21 protein-coding genes are annotated in these 15,169 nt (G+C 65.9%); all 21 read right to left on the bottom strand.

What is annotated here, in order from left to right:
- Positions 1-61: 61 nt before the first annotated feature.
- The 21 genes from VQ044_RS14760 to VQ044_RS14660 all read right to left on the bottom strand — a co-directional run bounded on the left by VQ044_RS14760 (position 62) and on the right by VQ044_RS14660 (position 15,054).
- Entirely contained in the window at positions 62-1,354 is a 1,293-nt protein-coding gene (locus tag VQ044_RS14760) for a phage tail protein (protein ID WP_327647956.1), read from the bottom strand.
- 3 nt (positions 1,355-1,357) lie between these two features.
- Positions 1,358-1,837, bottom strand: coding sequence for a hypothetical protein (locus VQ044_RS14755; protein WP_327647957.1), 480 nt, complete (start codon positions 1,835-1,837; stop codon positions 1,358-1,360).
- On the bottom strand, positions 1,834-2,295 hold the full coding sequence (locus tag VQ044_RS14750) for a Gp37 family protein (protein ID WP_327647976.1): 462 nt from the start codon (positions 2,293-2,295) through the stop codon (positions 1,834-1,836). The genes VQ044_RS14755 and VQ044_RS14750 overlap by 4 nt, the downstream gene beginning before the upstream one ends.
- A 5-nt stretch (positions 2,296-2,300) precedes the next feature.
- Complete coding sequence (locus tag VQ044_RS14745; RefSeq protein ID WP_327647958.1) at positions 2,301-2,771, bottom strand: phage protein Gp36 family protein; 471 nt, start codon at positions 2,769-2,771, stop codon at positions 2,301-2,303.
- A gap of 3 nt (positions 2,772-2,774) precedes the next feature.
- Positions 2,775-3,116: a hypothetical protein gene (locus VQ044_RS14740; RefSeq protein WP_327647959.1), complete on the bottom strand. Its 342-nt coding sequence runs from the start codon at positions 3,114-3,116 to the stop codon at positions 2,775-2,777.
- Entirely contained in the window at positions 3,116-4,045 is a 930-nt protein-coding gene (locus VQ044_RS14735) for a major capsid protein (protein WP_327647960.1), read from the bottom strand. The genes VQ044_RS14740 and VQ044_RS14735 overlap by 1 nt, the downstream gene beginning before the upstream one ends.
- Positions 4,046-4,072: 27 nt before the next feature.
- A complete protein-coding gene (locus VQ044_RS14730; RefSeq protein WP_327647961.1) occupies positions 4,073-4,417 on the bottom strand; it encodes a capsid cement protein in 345 nt (114 codons plus the stop codon).
- 82 nt (positions 4,418-4,499) lie between these two features.
- Positions 4,500-5,735: a hypothetical protein gene (locus VQ044_RS14725; protein ID WP_327647962.1), complete on the bottom strand. Its 1,236-nt coding sequence runs from the start codon at positions 5,733-5,735 to the stop codon at positions 4,500-4,502.
- A gap of 247 nt (positions 5,736-5,982) precedes the next feature.
- On the bottom strand, positions 5,983-6,435 hold the full coding sequence (locus VQ044_RS14720) for a phage virion morphogenesis protein (RefSeq protein WP_327647963.1): 453 nt from the start codon (positions 6,433-6,435) through the stop codon (positions 5,983-5,985).
- Positions 6,432-7,547, bottom strand: a complete 1,116-nt coding sequence (locus VQ044_RS14715) for a phage head morphogenesis protein (protein ID WP_327647964.1) — start codon at positions 7,545-7,547, stop codon at positions 6,432-6,434. Before VQ044_RS14715 ends, VQ044_RS14720 begins: the two co-directional genes overlap by 4 nt.
- Complete coding sequence (locus VQ044_RS14710; RefSeq protein ID WP_327647965.1) at positions 7,528-8,928, bottom strand: phage portal protein family protein; 1,401 nt, start codon at positions 8,926-8,928, stop codon at positions 7,528-7,530. Before VQ044_RS14710 ends, VQ044_RS14715 begins: the two co-directional genes overlap by 20 nt.
- Entirely contained in the window at positions 8,925-10,556 is a 1,632-nt protein-coding gene (gene terL, locus VQ044_RS14705; RefSeq protein ID WP_327647966.1) for a phage terminase large subunit, read from the bottom strand. The genes VQ044_RS14710 and terL overlap by 4 nt, the downstream gene beginning before the upstream one ends.
- 11 nt (positions 10,557-10,567) lie before the next feature.
- Positions 10,568-11,071 carry a DUF1804 family protein gene (locus VQ044_RS14700; RefSeq protein ID WP_327647967.1) on the bottom strand — a complete coding sequence of 168 codons (504 nt, stop codon included), beginning with the start codon at positions 11,069-11,071 and terminating at the stop codon, positions 10,568-10,570.
- Complete coding sequence (locus VQ044_RS14695; RefSeq protein WP_327647968.1) at positions 11,071-11,574, bottom strand: hypothetical protein; 504 nt, start codon at positions 11,572-11,574, stop codon at positions 11,071-11,073. Before VQ044_RS14695 ends, VQ044_RS14700 begins: the two co-directional genes overlap by 1 nt.
- Positions 11,571-11,798 carry a hypothetical protein gene (locus tag VQ044_RS14690; protein ID WP_327647969.1) on the bottom strand — a complete coding sequence of 76 codons (228 nt, stop codon included), beginning with the start codon at positions 11,796-11,798 and terminating at the stop codon, positions 11,571-11,573. The genes VQ044_RS14695 and VQ044_RS14690 overlap by 4 nt, the downstream gene beginning before the upstream one ends.
- Positions 11,795-11,953, bottom strand: coding sequence for a hypothetical protein (locus VQ044_RS14685; RefSeq protein ID WP_327647970.1), 159 nt, complete (start codon positions 11,951-11,953; stop codon positions 11,795-11,797). Before VQ044_RS14685 ends, VQ044_RS14690 begins: the two co-directional genes overlap by 4 nt.
- Positions 11,954-11,961: 8 nt before the next feature.
- A complete protein-coding gene (locus VQ044_RS14680) occupies positions 11,962-12,165 on the bottom strand; it encodes a hypothetical protein (protein ID WP_327647971.1) in 204 nt (67 codons plus the stop codon).
- A gap of 22 nt (positions 12,166-12,187) precedes the next feature.
- A complete protein-coding gene (locus VQ044_RS14675; RefSeq protein ID WP_327647972.1) occupies positions 12,188-12,856 on the bottom strand; it encodes a lysozyme in 669 nt (222 codons plus the stop codon).
- A gap of 140 nt (positions 12,857-12,996) precedes the next feature.
- On the bottom strand, positions 12,997-13,497 hold the full coding sequence (locus VQ044_RS14670; RefSeq protein WP_327647973.1) for a helix-turn-helix domain-containing protein: 501 nt from the start codon (positions 13,495-13,497) through the stop codon (positions 12,997-12,999).
- Between the two features lie 124 nt (positions 13,498-13,621).
- Positions 13,622-14,119 carry a hypothetical protein gene (locus VQ044_RS14665; protein ID WP_327647974.1) on the bottom strand — a complete coding sequence of 166 codons (498 nt, stop codon included), beginning with the start codon at positions 14,117-14,119 and terminating at the stop codon, positions 13,622-13,624.
- A 17-nt stretch (positions 14,120-14,136) separates the two neighbouring features.
- The gene (locus VQ044_RS14660; RefSeq protein WP_327647975.1) at positions 14,137-15,054 is read right to left on the bottom strand and encodes a hypothetical protein; all 918 of its coding nucleotides are present in this window, start codon (positions 15,052-15,054) and stop codon (positions 14,137-14,139) included.
- Positions 15,055-15,169 lie beyond the last annotated feature (115 nt).

The following is a 15,169-nucleotide window of genomic DNA, read 5'->3' as shown; positions in this document are numbered from 1 at the left end:
AACCTGCGGTTCTCACCGCCTCTTGGGATCTCGGCGCCTATCCCTGCGGCGTTGGCGGAACTTACGCGGCCTCGGCGAGGCCGAGGGCGTTGCCCGCCAGATTGATGTCGATGGCGCTCTCGACGGTCAGCCACTCCATCAGGCCGACTGGCATGAAGCGCAGCTGCCAGAAAATATGGCCGTCGGAATAGCTCTGGACGGTGGTTTTCGTCCGGTCGAACCAGAACTTGAACCCGAGCAGCTCCGGATCGGTCCCGACCGTCTTGGCGAGCCCGTAACTGTTGATCAGGCCCTCGACGTAATTGAGCTTGGCGGCCGAGGCGTTCCGGTCCTTGTGTTCGTCGAGGAAGAACACGATCGCCTCGTGCAGCATGTCGGCGATCATCTGCACGTGGATGAAATTCTTCATGTTGGTGTCGGTCGGGAACGCCGCCGAGCGGTTGCCCGACGTGTGCGGCCCCTTGCCGTAGCGTTCCTCGCAGGTGACGACGCCGGCGCCGCGCAAGAGCTGCGTGTCGTCGTCGGACTGGCCGGGCACGTAGAGGATCTTCTGCGATGGCTTGCGGCCGTAGATCGGCCGGTTCGACGGCGAGTGATGATAGCCATACTGCATGATCGAACGCAGATGGACGCCGAGCAGCGTCGGCGCATAGGGCTCGATCCGCGTAGCGTTCGGCGTTTCGGTGTCGACGGCCTCCATGTGCGGATAGCACGGGATCAGCCGGCGGCTGTCGGTCTGCAGATCGAACGGGCCGTCAGGACCGCGCGCGGCGACGACATCCTGGACGGAAACGCCCGCCGGCGCGTCGACATAGGCGCGCGCCTTGATCTTGTTGCAGATCACCTCGATTTCGTCGCGCACGCCGACGAGCGACGAAAAGCCCGGCGCGAGAACGAATTTGGGGAACCAGCCATAGCGCTGATAGGTGGCGTAGGCATGCTTCAGGCCGGACGGCTCGCCGGCGGCGTCGAACGCGCCGATGATGTCGAGATTGGTGACCATGGCCGGATCGGGTATCGCCGGCAAGCCGCCGTCATTGTGGATGGCGGGGTCGAAGACGTTGATCACCTCGATCGTGCCGACGCCCTTGCCCTCGTCCTGGTCGAAGATCGCGTCGAGCAGCCAGGGGATGGTGTAGCCGGCCCGCTGCGGCCCGAAGATCGCTTCGGCGTCGGCCCGGCGGCGGATCAGGATCGATGTATTGATGTAGGCAGCCTGGTCGGCGCCCACGGGATAGACCTCGTGCACGGGGAAGGTGCCGACGATGATCGCGGTCGCCGCCTTGACGTCGCGCACGACGTCGCCGCCGATCCCGCTCTCGACGATCTCCGGTCCGAAATGACGCTCGGGCATGGGTCAGCTCTCCTTCGAGATGGCGGCGACGGCCGCGCGAATTTCGGCGTTGGTCGCCTTGAAGCCCACGAGAGGCTCGATGCTCGCGACCTTCGGCGTGCCGTTCGGCATGCGGTCGCTGTCGTCGATCAGCGGCAAGACGGCGACGATCGCCGCGATGCGACGGCTGTCGTGCTCGACAAGCGATCCGAGATCCGGCGTCGCGCCCGTTCCGGCGCTCGCTTCCGCCTCGTCGGGCGCTGGCAGCAGATAACCGGCGGCGGTGAGCGCCCGCGTGACCGTGTGGTCCTCGGGCAGAGCGACAGGCTTGCCCGGTTTGCAGACGACGTGCAGGCGGTCGCATTGCGGCCCTGGCGCATCGCCCTGGGACGCGTCGGGTCCGGCCTCCGCGCCGGGCTTGGCCGGCACCATAAGGTCGAAAGCCTGGAGCGGCGCATGGGCGGCGTAGAGAAAGTTCTTCATGGGGCTCTTTTCGGCGCTCACGATGCGCTCTCCTGAAAACCGGTGACGAAAGGCTTGGCAAACGACGGCACCCGGCCGCGCGCCAATTCGGTCTCGACCTCGATGACCCAGCGCCAGGTGCCACCCGACTGACTGTCGAGCCGCGAGCGCTTGACGGCGATTTCCCGCAGCCCGGCGATATCCGCGCCCGCGAGGGTCTGTTCGGCATTCTCGAGGAGCTGATAGCCGCCACCTGGACCGCGCAGCGAGCGCGCGAGCACGATCACGGCGAAGCCGACCGGGCCGGCGAGCTTCACCCGGTTGCCGGCGGACGGTGTCGACTGCGCGAAATGGACCAGCACCGCGCTCGATGCGCCGGCGAAGTCGAAACGATCCGGATCGTCCGGCTGGGCTTCGATCCGCACGTGTGCACCGAGGCGGGCCTTCAGATGATCGACGATCGCAATCTCGGCGCGCTCGATCTCTGAAATCAGGGTCATGTCGCTCACAGGAAACCCTCCAGGATGGAGGGGCCGCGTTCGTTGCGCGGGTTCAGCCGACGCGACACCATGATCGTGCCACCCGCGCCCTCGGAGGTTCCGACGATCGTGCCGTCCTCGGCCGTCAGCTGCTGGCGGCCGGACTGGATGTCACGCAAAAGGCGCATGGCGTCGTCGAAGCGGTCGCAAACCTCTTTCGAGACCGTCGTGGCGTTGGCGGTGGAGCGCAGGCGATAGCGGGCGATATCGGCGGCGGCTTCCGTCAGCAACGCGCTTTCGACGCCGTCCGGATAGCGGCCTCGTGCATAGCCTTCGACCAGCGCGTTGGCGTGATCGAGCGCGGCGGTCAGCTTGGCCTCGTCGATCGTCGGCCCATCGGGCGTGTTCCAGCGGCCGTCGCTGGCGAGCTGGAGCAATTCCTCCTCGCCGACGATGGTCGCGAAACGAATCCGATCGATGTGGGTCCGAGCGGTCATGGCTTACTGGCCGTCCTTCCTGAACGCGGCCAGCTCGTCGGCCGCGATGTCGGTCAGCCCGGTGGCCTTTTCGACGGCGGCGACCTTGGGTCTGCCGGCGGCGGTCCAGTCGGTGTCGGAAAGCTTGGCGACGGCCGCGGCGATCGTCGAGGCGCGGGCCTCCGGGGTCTGTTCCGCGTTAGCGCCGCCGTCTTCGCCAGCTTCCTCTGACGCCGGGTCGGCGTCGCGGGCCGAGCCGAGCGCGATCAGCTCGTCGGCGATCTCGCCGGGCACCTCGAACGGCTTGCCGGGCGCAACGCGCTTGCCGCCGTTCCGGACGCCCGTGATGGCGATCATCGCGCGCATCAGACGACGCTCCGGATCAGGAACCCGCCGTCGGCGCCGGTCACATAGGACCGGTATTCCTCGGTGACGGGATAGACCCAGCTCTTGCGGTTGCGCTCGTAATAGGGCGCCTCCACCAGCGGATAGCCTTTCAGCCGGTAGGTGTAGCCGAAGGCCGGGACGCGGAACGAGGTGGCCTTCGGCTTGTAGGAAAGGATCGCGTCGTCGCCCCACACGTCGAGCGCCGGCGCGGCGTCGTCGGCGTTCTCCGGCAGGTAGACGGCGCGGCCGACCAGCACCTCCTCGACGTCGAAATACTGGGCGAGCATCTCCGTGGTGATGCTTTCGGCCGAGACGTATTTGAACTGCTCCTTAATCTTCGGATGCCGGCGCAGCGCGCGAAACGCGCCCGGACCAAGGGTCAGGCAGTTCGGGTCGCGACCGATCTTCTTGCGGACCGTCTCGCGGCCGTCGTCGATCACCACCATCGGATCGGAGGCCGGGTCGGACCATTTGTCGGCGCCGACCAGCACCTCGACATGATCGGCGGCATAGGTCGCGGGGTCTCGCACGAGATCGGCGGTCTGTGTCTCACGGCCAAGATGGATGATGTCCTGGACCTCGCGCGTCGCCTCGGCGCCGAGATCGATGTGGGGAACCTTGTCGGCCTCTTCCGCCTGTTCGGTCGGCACGAGACCCTCCAGGGCCTCCTGGAAGAGCGAGATCGGATCGGAGGCGTAGCCGTATTCGACGCGCATCGTCTCGGCGCCGGGCGCGCGACGCGTATTGCGCTTGCGGAACGACTCCTTGCCGAACTTGATGACCCGCATGTTGCGGTTCGGCACGTCGACGACGGGCAACAGCAGGTGACCGATCATCTCGGCGTTCTGATAGCCGCGGGCCTGGGTCGTGAGGATCGGCTCGACGACGGCGGCCTGGCGGGTATTCATCGGAGGTGCCATGGAGCGCGGCCCTTTTTAGCGGATGATGAGGGTGACGATGTCACCGGGAGCGGCGGCGGCGCGGATCGCGGTGCCGGCGGGGTTGTTGGAGGTCGCGCCGCCGGTCGCGGCGGGCTGGCCGTTGGCGTCGGAATAGACCTTGGCGCCCTTGGCGATCGCGGTGGCCGCGACCATTTCGACGATGCCGATGCCGATGATCGCCAGCGGCTCGCCGGTCGCGGCGTCGGTCTTCGAAACCCCCTGGACTGCGGCGTCGACGCCGGCCTGGGCATCGTCGAAGCCGACGAAGCGCGTGGCCGCGATGGCGCCGGTGACGGCCGGGATCGTGTAAACGAGAGTGGCGATGTGGGCGGGGATCATTCTTGTCTTCCCTGTTCGAACCTGCGACTTCTGGGGTCCCCGTCAGCGACGTAGCGGAGCGAGGAGCTTAAGGACGGGACCGCTATGACACCGCGCGCACGGCATCGAGCCAGGCGACGTCCGGATGGGCGCGCTGGTACTCGGTGGCCTTGGCGTGGGTGTCGAGGCCGGCGGCATCGACGGTGAGGTTGTCGGGCGAGGCGAAGGACGCGCCGCCGGCGCCAGGTGCGGCACCGAGATCGGTTCGGCCGTAGGTCACGACGACGGGCGCGGCCTGCATCAGGCTTTTAAGCGTTTCGACCGGCTGGACCTTGGTCTCGCGCCCCTCGGCGTCGGAGAAGGACAGCTCGGTGAGGGTTTCGCCGGCGACGGCGTCGAGCAGCGCGACCGCTTCGGCCTTGCTGGCCGGCAAGAGGCGGCCCTCGTCGATCCGGGCTTCCGCGAAGGCTTCATGCTCGCGATGGCGCGCCTGCGCCTCGCGTTCCTGGTGAGCGCGCTCGCGGCGCTCGATCTCGGCCTCGCGGGCGGCGAAGTCGGCGCCGCCCTTGTCGTTCGTAGGGGTGTTCACGGGCGACTCCTGGGAAGGATGGGGTGGGGTCCCCGCCAGCGGCTTGCCGCTTAAGGGCGGGGCGGATTTGCCGAGTGCGGAGAAGCTTTTGGGACCGTCATCCTCGTCGGCGCGGCGCTCCAGCCAGTCGATTTCGTAGGACGGCAGGATCTCGTCGGCCTTCTCCAGGCCGAACTGGTCGATGAAGAAGTCGCGGCAGCGGCGAAACAACGAGGCGCTGTCGCGAAAGCCCGGCTCGCCGAACGAGCCCCGATCCTTGAATTCGATGGTCACCGTGTCTTCGATGGGCGCGGAAAAATGCACGGGCTTCAGGCCCGGAACGGCGGGGGCGGCGCCGCCGAGGAAGCCGATATGCCGAGGATAGTAGACGCCGGGGATCGGGTTCGCCGGCGCGTCCGGCATGAAGAACGAGATCGAGATGCGCCGATAACGCTTGGCGCGGACGGCCTCGGCGAAAGCCGGCTCCAGATCGCCGATGGTCGCGATCAGCCGTTCCCCCTCGCCGTCGTAGCGAAAACTCGCGGCCCAGCCATAGGCCGGCGCGTCCGACTGCGGATGACCGACGACGACGGGCGCGGGATGGTTCTCGGGATCGTAGACGTCGGCGACCGAGGACAATTCCTCGGCCGAGAACGACAGCGCGTTGCCGCTCATCGGCGTGAACGTGCCCGGCCGGAACACTTCGATGTCGAAGCGCTCGCCGTCGTTGGAACCGGGCTTGCCGCCGGAAGACTTTGACCTGTCGTTCATGACGGCAACGATGGCAAAGCCGCGCGACGTCTTAAACGTGCAGTCTGCAGGGGCAGAGGCGAAGGAGACGAATACCGATGATCGCGCCGTCAAACGCGGATGCGATCGCGGCAAGGACGGCGGCTTCGTCACAGTGCCGCGTTAGAGGGTGTTAGAAACGGCGCGACCGGTCCGGCCGGTGGTTCGGGACCTCCACAGGGGCTCGCGCGCGTCTGTGGGCCGTTCTGACGCGATCGGCCGGAAGACCCTATCGGCCGTCGAAAATCATCTCCTCGGCCAGTTCGGCCAGCTCGTCGATATCCCCCTCGCCGAAACCGAAATAGGGCCGCGCCGGGATGGTGACGCTTCTGCCGCGTCCGGCCTTGCCGCCTTCGTTCTGGATCGCGGCATAGGCAAGGTCGAGCGTGCGGACCACCGCCCGGAACGCATCAGGCGCGGCGTGGATACCGGTCCGCAGCGTGCGCGAGACTTCGAGGATCGGTGAGGCGCTGCCGCGCCTCGCGACCGTCGCCGGCGCCAGTGGTTTCCAAGCATCGCCGTCTGGACCGCGCTGCTCGCGAAACCGCGTCTGGGTCTGGTCGAGCATCAGCTCGGAGGCGGCCGCGTAGAATGTCGCCTTGTCCTCGATCCGGTCGAGAAGGTCGCCGATCCGGGCCGGGGCGTTGCCGCCGATCCGGATGGTGAGGCCGATCCCGGTCACGGTTCTTGTCCATCGCGCCCAAGGCCCGGCGCGTGTTGCCATTCATGGTCGATCGCCGCGCCGATCTCGCTCTCGGTCGGCGCCTCGCGAAGGTTCGGATCGACACGCCCGGCGGCCGTGCGGGTGATCGCCCGGATGGCGCAGGAGCACAGCCAGCCGTTCGGCGTATAAATGCGGTCCCAGACGGGGTCGTCTGCGGGCAGGGTGAGCCCGTCGAGCCGCAGATGCCGGACGCGCGGCCGCCGCGGCGTCCGGGTCGCGCCGTGCCGATACTGCCAGAACGGCAGGACGTCGGTCAGCTCGCGCTGTTGCTGGCGGCGCCCTGCCGCGTGGCTCGTCGACAAATTCGTCCAGTAGATGATCTTCGAGCGCCAGCCGAACCGCTTCGGCTCGCTCGCCAGGCGCTCGTCACCCGACCATTTGCCGCTGGCGATCAGCTTGGCGAACTCGGCCCGGAAACCTTTCAGGCCGGTTCCGGTCTCGATCGCGTCAAGCAAGGCGGTCCGGATATCCTCCAGGACGTCGCGCTTGGTTTCGCCGGCGATCGCGAAGCCGGTGTCGTGGGCCGATCGGTCGAGTTCGCCCCAGATTTTCGAGGGCATCGCCACCTTGGCCCGCAGAAAGTCCATCGCCCGCTTGAACGGCGCCCCCTTGAAGACGAGCTCCGGTTTGGCCGCGAAGGCGGTCCCGAACAACGCGTTGCGGCCGACACCATCCTCCTCGGCCTCGGCGACGACGGAGGCCCGGCCGACCAGGCTGGAAAACAGAATCGCGTCTCCCATGACGGCGGCGAACCGTGCCATCCCCGGCAGCGTCCCATCGATGTCGACCAGCGCCTCCAACGCAGCCATGTCGTCGACGGATGCCAGCTTGTCCCTCACGGCGATCAGCCACTCCGCCACCGCGAAATCCAGCGCCGGCACGAACGCGTCGAACACCGCGTCGGGCATGTGCGCCTGGCCAAGCAGCACCTCGTCGGGCGCGGCGAAGGCCGGGGACGCGGGCGGTGGAGATGTCAAAGGGGTATTGTACCCACTTCGAACGAGCAGCCCGAAGGCGACGCCCGTTTTGGCGGGCAGCAGCCCTTCGCCGTCAAACAGTCCCGGAGCCATCGCCGCCATCGCCTTGATCGGAAGGATTGCCGGTGCCGCCGGCGTTCAAGGCCGCAACGACGGCTTTGGTGGGATCGTTGGTCGCGACGACCTTGCGCCGCGACACCTTCACCAGCGCCGTCACCACCTCCTCCGGCAGTCCCTCGACGCTGTCGAAGGCGGTCAGGAACGCGCGGGCGTCGCCTTCGTCCTCGATATGCGAGGCCGCGACGACGATGAAGTTCAGCGCCTTCACCCGCTCGGTGTCGGCCGCCGCCTGTTTCTGGCGCGCATCGGCGATCGCACCCTCGTTCTTCGGCCGCTGGCGCCAGCAGCGCGGCACCGCCCGGCCGGGAAAGTTCTTGGCGACCAGCCAGGTGATAATCGACGAGCGCAGCGTGTCGGAAAGAAGGTCGCTGTCGGCGTCGATGATCTGGCTCTTGGCCTCCGAATGCACCTCGGCCGCGCCCAGCGAGCCGATCTTGCCGATATTGGTCGAGAGCGTCTCGCCGAGCACCGCCTCGGAGATCTGTTCGTCCCAGTATCGCGCCCAGGCCTCATGGTTCGCCGGCGCCGAGCGCTTCGCCTCCAGGTAATCGAGTTCGGCGCCGATCGGCAGCGTGATCGCGCCGGAATGGACGAGGCCTTCCAGCGCCACCATCAGCTCGCGCTGTTCGGACGGCAGCATGCCGATCGGCACCTTGGCGACCGGGGTCGGCGAGGCGTATTTTTCCAGGAAGGTCAGCCAGAAGGCGAAGCCCTCCCGTTTGAACAGCACCGGCCAGAACAGCCGCGTGCCGAGCCCGAGCCCGTAGGGATCGTTTCCTTTCGCGCCGAAGCGATGGACGATGAACTTCATGGCCGGCAGTTCGATCCCGCGCAGCATCGCCTCGCGCGTCAGGAGCCTCGGCCGCCAATGCTCGTCGAACACGATCCGCCGCTGGTCGATCGACACGATCTGTTCGGGCACGATCCGGTTGCCATCGCGCCGCCAGACGATCTCCGACACCGCATAGCCCTTCAGCGTCGCATCGAGCAGTTCCAGGCAGTACCGGTCGAACGGCAACGCGGTGAAGACGTCGGTGATGAAATCGGCGACCTCGGCATCGGCCGCGTCGTCCGACGCCGGCTCGATCGACCACTCGCGGGCCACCAGCTCGTGCTTGCGTTTGATGATAACGGCGTAGGCATGCGGATCACGTTCGATCTCGTCATAGATCGCAAGGCCCTTGCCCTGGCCGCGCGCGATCAGCGTCTCGTCCGTCGGGCGCAACACGTCCGTATAGTACGGGATGGTGATGTCGTTGCGCACATGCGCGATCAGCCGCTTGGCGTCGGCCGGAAGGTTCTGCCGCGCCGGCGGGGTGTCCGCGCTCGTCGTCACGTCCCGTGTGTTGCTCAAAGCCTGTATCCTTGCATGGTGCTACGCGACGATAGGACGCCAGAGACTTTCAGGCCGCTCGACAGCATCGACGCCGAATGGTGAACCGCCCCGCCCCAGAGCATTTCCAGGCAGTCCGGCCCGTCGTCATGGGCCGCGTTCGGAAACTGCCGGAGCTGGTCGATCAGGACCGCTTGGCTCTTGTGCAGCCGGATGAGGCCGCCGGCGATCGGCGGCTGAATGCGCTCGATGCGCAGCTGCTTGTCGGCGATCGGCACCACCGGCACGGTCGGCAGCGCGACGCCCTGCTTGACCGCCTCGGTCATGATCGAGGTGCGCAGGAACTCCTGGAACTGGACGGCCTCGACGAACCAGAGCTGACATCGGTGCAGCCGCTGCATGGCGATGACGTCGGTAATGATCGCGTCCGGCAAGCGCCGGCGGATCGAGGCCTCGATCACGTCGAGAACGCCGCTCTTGCGATCGAAGCCGCCGACGAGGATCGCCGACGGATCGCGGCCGTGGCCTTTCTTGCCGAGCGAGGGGTCGATCGCGCCGAAGGTGATGAGGTCGGGGATCTTCATCACCCAGAAGACGAAGTCCTTGAACATGGCGTTCTTGGCGATCGGCTCGTTCTGCCGCTCGCTCATGAAGCTGTCGCGGTCCTCCGCCCATTCGATCATCAACTGGACGAGCGGCTGCATGTCGGGCCAAACGACACGGGCGCCGGCGTCCATCGCTCCCTTGTTGGCGGCATAGAACGCCCGCGCTTCGGCAAAGGCATCGTCGGCCGCGTTCTGGACGTGCTCGGCGAAGATTTCCCAGAGATCCATCCTGTCCGGCCATGACAGGATCGCGTCGAAGCGGGTGACGCCCCAGCCGCTCTTGCGGGCCTTTCTCGCCAGCACCGCGTCGAAGTGCAGGATCGTCCCGACCAGGATGCAGTCGAGCGAGCCGTCCGGCGCGCCGGACTTCAGGACGGCATTGTCGAGCCAGCGCTCCAGCTTGTCGCGCTGATCCGGCGAACGGACCATCTCGTCGTCCTCGACGTCGTCGAGCACAATGAGGTCCGGACGATGCGGGCCGTGCCGGCGACCGCGCACCTTCTTGCCGCGGCCGAGCGCCTCGATCCGGGCGCGGGCGATCGTGATCGCATCGACGCGCCAGACCCGGCCGGGCTTCAGTTCGGGAAAGTCGTAGGCGAGGCGCGGATTGACCTCGACCTCGGCCTTGATCGCGTCGAGCAGCAATTCGGCCTGTGTCGAGCTGTCGGAAATCAGGATCGGAAAGCGTTTCAGCCCGACGAGCAAGGACCACAGAACGAATTCCAGCGAACAGATCGTCGACTTCGCCGAACCGCGCGCTGCGACGACGCATTCCTTGCGACCCTGCCGATCCCGCACGATCGCGGGCAGCTTGATTTCGAGCGCGGCATGCAACGCGCTGTCCGGCTTCTCGTGGTAGTGCGGGAAATACGTCTTGCGAAAGAACGCGAAGCCATCGGCGATGTCGAGCGAGCGCTCGCGGCGGACGGCACTTTTCGCCCGGTCAGCCGGAAACGCCTCGCATTCGAGTTCGATCGTCTGGCGGATGGCCGCGCCGATCGCCTCGATCGAGGCCATGAAATCCTTGGTCGAGAGCTTCTTCACGATGCTCGCCCCTAATGCCCGTAGGCGTCGGCGATCGAAGCCCCGAACGGTTCGAGGATCTCCAGAAACGCGATGCCATGTTCGGGATGGTGCTCGGCGATGAAACTCGACAGGCGCCGGATGACGTCCTGGGCGACGCCGAGTTCGGAGATCTTCGGCGCCAGCCGCCCGGCCGAGGCGACCATCTTGCCCATCGCGTCGGCGAGCGAGGCCAGCAGCTGCGCCTTCTTCTCCGCGGCCATGTCGTCGTCGCTCTTCAGCCCGACGATCGTCGCCTGCGCCAGCATGACGAAATCCTCGACCGTCGCCGCGACGACGCTTTCGAGCCCCTCGCCGGCGACGAGATGGGCCTGGCGACGGGCGTGCCAGTCGTCACCGCCCGCCTTGGCCTCGCGCTTCCAGCGCGAGACGCTGCCCTCGGAGGTGCCGAGCGCGGCGGCGATCGTTGGCAGCGATTGCCGCTCGATGACGTAGCGCCGGCGTGCCTCGCGCTTTTTGTCGACCCCGTGCGCCATCACCCGTCCTCTTCGATCGGCGCCGGCGTCGCGCCGACGATCCGCCCGTCCTCGACAACGATCGCGTTGTCGCTGCGCACCGTGATCGACTTGTCGTACGCGCCGATCGCCGGATAGCTGGCGGTGATCTCCATGAAGAACCGGCCATCGGGCAGCCGCGCGAAGTCGCAGCCGGGCAAGGTCCGCGAGATCGGAAGGACGGCGAAGGTCGTATCCGCCTCGATCAATCGCCGGCCCGAGGCGGCGCAGGGCTGCGAACCCTCGTCACCGATCAGCTCGGCAATGATATTGACCGGAAGGTCGCCGGAGAAACTCTGGCGATAGGCGATGGCGACGTCGCCCGACGGCAGGATGACGACGCGCGTGAAGGCGAACCAGAGGCCGGGAGGCGCGACCTGGACGAATAGCCGCGCGCCGGCGTCCCAGATGACCGCGAGCGCCGCGAAGATCAGCACGATCCGGGTTACCGTAGCGATGAGATTGGCGAGAAGACGGCGCATCATTTGTCGCTCCCCCCGGTGTCGCGATCGACGCCCAGCGAGCGGGTCAGCACGGCCTTGAGCGTGTCGCGAAACCAGGTGGCGTCGATGCCGAGCGCGACGGCGACGAGAAACAGGTAGATCGAGACGTCGACCGGCTTGGCCCACAGGTCGAAGCCGTAATCGGTGACGAACAGGCCGAGGACCAGGGCGAGGGCGACGGCCCGAATGATGGCGGCCCAGGTCATGCATGCGTCCAGGTCATCAGGGCGGTCGATCCGAGCCAGGCGGCGGCGGCGAGCGGATGAACGGCGTAGAGAACGGCCGCGCCGCAGATGAGCGTGGCCGTCGTCGCCACCGTCGCCGCCGATCCGGGCTGAAGGGTCAGGGTGCGCCGGCGCATGGGTGCGGTCAGATCGCCCGGTCGTTCGCCGAGTTCTTCGGGAACCAGTAGACGGTCACGAAACCGAGCCCGGCGTTGGCGACGCCGACGATCACATAGCCGAACCACGGCATGACCACCTCCGGCGGGATGGCGATCGCCGCCGTGCCGATGCCGCCGACCGCGGCGGCAACGCCGCCTCCGACCGCCTTGGAAATCTTGTGCCAGTCCATTCTGTTCACCTTTGGTTTGAGGTCAGGGCCGGATCGCCGCGCGAATGGCGGCCGTCGCGGTCTCGATCGTGTCGAGGAGAGTGGGGATCGTGGCGGCCGGTCTCGGGGCGGCGGGCGCCGCGGGCTCGCTGGAGACCCCGAACGCTGCGCCAAGCTCCCGCTCGACATTGATCCGTTTGGCGCTTGCCCAGACCGGCGTGCGCCGCGACGTCAACCGCGTGTATTCGGTCATCGTCCCGTCGTTCGACCATTCCCCGTCGAAGAACAGCGCGGCCTCCTTCTTGCGGCGGGAGAGGACCGCCGCTGGCTTGCGCCAGGACAGGAAGGAGGCGCGCGCCCCCGCGATCCTGCCGGCCTTCCAAAGGTCCGGCCAGGATGCGGATCGGATGGCCCCGGTGTTCCAGTGAAACGACAGCGCGCCGGCGAACTGCGCCTTTGTGAGATCGTGGCCGGCGAACTCCGCGCGGACCGCCTCGGCGTAGTTGTTCAGCGCCCAGGCGTAGATCGCGAAGCAGTGCTCCAGCGTCTGCGGCTTGTCGATATAGCGTTTGACGTCGTGGCCGGTTGCGGCAGTCAAGCCGACGCTCCACGTCAAGACGCTTACGCTGTCCAGGTAGGCCTGCCGGATGACCGCCTCATGGGAGGCGATCTCCAGGGCGACCGCATAGTCGACTTCGGTGCTCGTGCTCATGCCGCGACAGTGCGGCCGGACGGGCCTGCCTTGGAACGTGCAGAGTGCAGGATGCAGATTGCAGGGCGCAGGGTCCCGCCAGCGGCTTGCCGCTCAAGGGCGGGGCAACAAGCGCCCCCGCCAGCGCCGAACGTGCGCCGCTACCGCGCGAAAAGGTCGGACTGTTTGGCCGACGTCGGCAGTCGGCGGGGGCGCTGCGACAGGATATGGTAGACCTGCCGCACGCTGATGTCGACGCGACGGGCGATCTCGTGACGGGTCAGACCTTCGTCGTCGAGCCGCCAGACCAGCTGCCAGCGCGCTTTCGCCGACAGCGACTGGCGCGGGATGTGGATGCGACCCGGCCCGAGATAGGCGCGCAGCGCTTCCGCCGCTTCGCGGCCGATCGCATCGACGAAAAGCTGATTGGGCGGCCCGATGTCGCGGGTCATGCCACCGATCCTGGCGCACAGCATACGTGTCGCCGGCGCCCCGATCACATGGATGAGGTCTCGGATCGACGGGGATGCCGTCGCTTCGGTCAGGTACTCTTCGGTCGGATCGGCCTCGATCGCAGTCGCATCGACAACGCGCGCCGCGCCGTCCGGATGGGATCGCCGCTCCATGCCGCCATAATGCGAAAACCCGAAGAAATCAGCCACGTGCAGAATGCAGGCCCCGTCGCGTGTGGGATGTGAGACGTTCGGGATAGCGCGGATCGATAGGAATGCAAACCTGTCTTCGCCGATCATTCTGCTGCAAAGGTTCCGAGGCGACCTTCGCGGATTAATTGCGGTCGATGACAGAGGCCGCTTTTCGACGAGCGCCGACCACGGCATCGACCCGATCGGGTTGGACCTCCATCAGCGTTGATGGAAGCCGAAAGGACAGCAGAAATGCGAACACCGCCAGTCCGAGATAGATGTGCTCCAGCCAGATCGTGGCGCAGGGATACTCGTCACTCAGAAGGGATGCGGCAAAGATCAAAAGAAGGGTCGTGAGGTACACGTAAAAGAGCCACTTCTGACGGATGAGCTTGTTCCGTATCACCTGCCGCTGGGTGGCGGCCATTTTCCAGCTCCCCGGCAGGACTGACTGGTCGCCCAGCAGTGACATTATGGCGATCAGAAAGCCCGCCAGGATCGAGAATACGGTGACGATAACGTTGGCGGCATTCTCATTTGCGTGAATGAGAGGCTGGAAAAAAACTGATGCCCCGACACCGCACACCATAGCAAACAGGACAAATGCCCAGAATGCCGGGGATGTCGATCGTTGGGGCATTGTTTTCGTGGCTCCGGTCACCCCTGTGGCTCTTGCAGCTCTCGGATATATTCTATCATTTCCGCCCGCACATGAAGATACGAAACTGATTTTCCAAACGGCTCAAGTCTGATCGGCTTATTCAGAAGCACATCATTTGCCCGGATTTTGCGGCCCGAGAGGGTCGTAATCTCAAAGCCCTCGTCGTCGTCCGATATGACGTCTTCGGCGACTTCGACCAACTGGCTCTGCCCGATCTCAGTCCCGGACCGTCTGTCGAACTTGAGGAAAACCTCGACTTTGAGGTCTTCCGCTTCAGCCGCCACCGCCGGGTCCCGCGCGAGCAGTGCATTCACCGTCTCGATTACCTTGCCTACTAACTGCTCACGAAGCGATCGTTCGCGATGCGCTTCTATCTCGTTAATTGCAACTTGGCTCGCGACCCCTCGAAACCGCACCTCCTGGACGCCCTCTCGCCGAACGAGGTCCAAGGCGTCGACATCGACGCGGTTGCTGAGGATAAATTGCACGTCATCGGCTTCCATCTGTGCATTGTCCGCCAGTCCATCCACGAAAGTCGAGATTGCGTTCTCATGGAGACCACAGCGACAGACAACGACATCATTGCCAGCAACCAAAAACATCAACTCCCCGTCTAGGAAGTCATTTCCGGCCGGTGGTGATAGCAAAGACAAATCCGGATTTGCGTGTGGAACGAGTGCTACCTGGTCGTCGGGAATGAAGGCAACAAAATGGGCCGCAACGAAATTGGGATCCCCCTGGAACTGGCGGCATTCCAGGACCTTATCACCTGCGGCAACGCGCCGTTGCGCACGATCTGGAATTGCGTTCCCGAGCCTGCGCAGGACTTCTTCGAGCGTTTGCGCCTCGCCAAACTCTCGGAGGCTCGTGGCCCGCTTCAGGCTTAATGTCTTCTTGATGGATCGTTTTGCCACTCACATCCTCCACTCAATGAGGGGGGGCGGATTCAACCGGTCGTCGCAACACTTCGACAATGGAGGTTGCGGTGAAGAAAATGGAACAAGATGTCGAACACGGTGTCCAATCCGA

The organism is Aurantimonas sp. C2-5-R2 (assembly GCF_036549495.1).
Taxonomy (GTDB): domain Bacteria; phylum Pseudomonadota; class Alphaproteobacteria; order Rhizobiales; family Rhizobiaceae; genus Aurantimonas; species Aurantimonas coralicida_A.
This window is presented reverse-complemented; position numbering and strand designations above follow the sequence as displayed.

Coding starts and splice junctions, on each gene's coding strand:
- VQ044_RS14760 (WP_327647956.1), bottom strand. CDS start 1,354: ATGCCCGAGCGTCATTTCGGACCGGAGATCGTCGAGAGCGGGATCGGC.
- VQ044_RS14750 (WP_327647976.1), bottom strand. CDS start 2,295: ATGACCCTGATTTCAGAGATCGAGCGCGCCGAGATTGCGATCGTCGAT.
- VQ044_RS14745 (WP_327647958.1), bottom strand. CDS start 2,771: ATGACCGCTCGGACCCACATCGATCGGATTCGTTTCGCGACCATCGTC.
- VQ044_RS14740 (WP_327647959.1), bottom strand. CDS start 3,116: ATGCGCGCGATGATCGCCATCACGGGCGTCCGGAACGGCGGCAAGCGC.
- VQ044_RS14735 (WP_327647960.1), bottom strand. CDS start 4,045: ATGAATACCCGCCAGGCCGCCGTCGTCGAGCCGATCCTCACGACCCAG.
- VQ044_RS14730 (WP_327647961.1), bottom strand. CDS start 4,417: ATGATCCCCGCCCACATCGCCACTCTCGTTTACACGATCCCGGCCGTC.
- VQ044_RS14725 (WP_327647962.1), bottom strand. CDS start 5,735: ATGAACGACAGGTCAAAGTCTTCCGGCGGCAAGCCCGGTTCCAACGAC.
- VQ044_RS14715 (WP_327647964.1), bottom strand. CDS start 7,547: ATGGCTCCGGGACTGTTTGACGGCGAAGGGCTGCTGCCCGCCAAAACG.
- VQ044_RS14700 (WP_327647967.1), bottom strand. CDS start 11,071: ATGGCGCACGGGGTCGACAAAAAGCGCGAGGCACGCCGGCGCTACGTC.
- VQ044_RS14695 (WP_327647968.1), bottom strand. CDS start 11,574: ATGATGCGCCGTCTTCTCGCCAATCTCATCGCTACGGTAACCCGGATC.
- VQ044_RS14690 (WP_327647969.1), bottom strand. CDS start 11,798: ATGACCTGGGCCGCCATCATTCGGGCCGTCGCCCTCGCCCTGGTCCTC.
- VQ044_RS14685 (WP_327647970.1), bottom strand. CDS start 11,953: ATGCGCCGGCGCACCCTGACCCTTCAGCCCGGATCGGCGGCGACGGTG.
- VQ044_RS14680 (WP_327647971.1), bottom strand. CDS start 12,165: ATGGACTGGCACAAGATTTCCAAGGCGGTCGGAGGCGGCGTTGCCGCC.
- VQ044_RS14675 (WP_327647972.1), bottom strand. CDS start 12,856: ATGAGCACGAGCACCGAAGTCGACTATGCGGTCGCCCTGGAGATCGCC.
- VQ044_RS14665 (WP_327647974.1), bottom strand. CDS start 14,119: ATGCCCCAACGATCGACATCCCCGGCATTCTGGGCATTTGTCCTGTTT.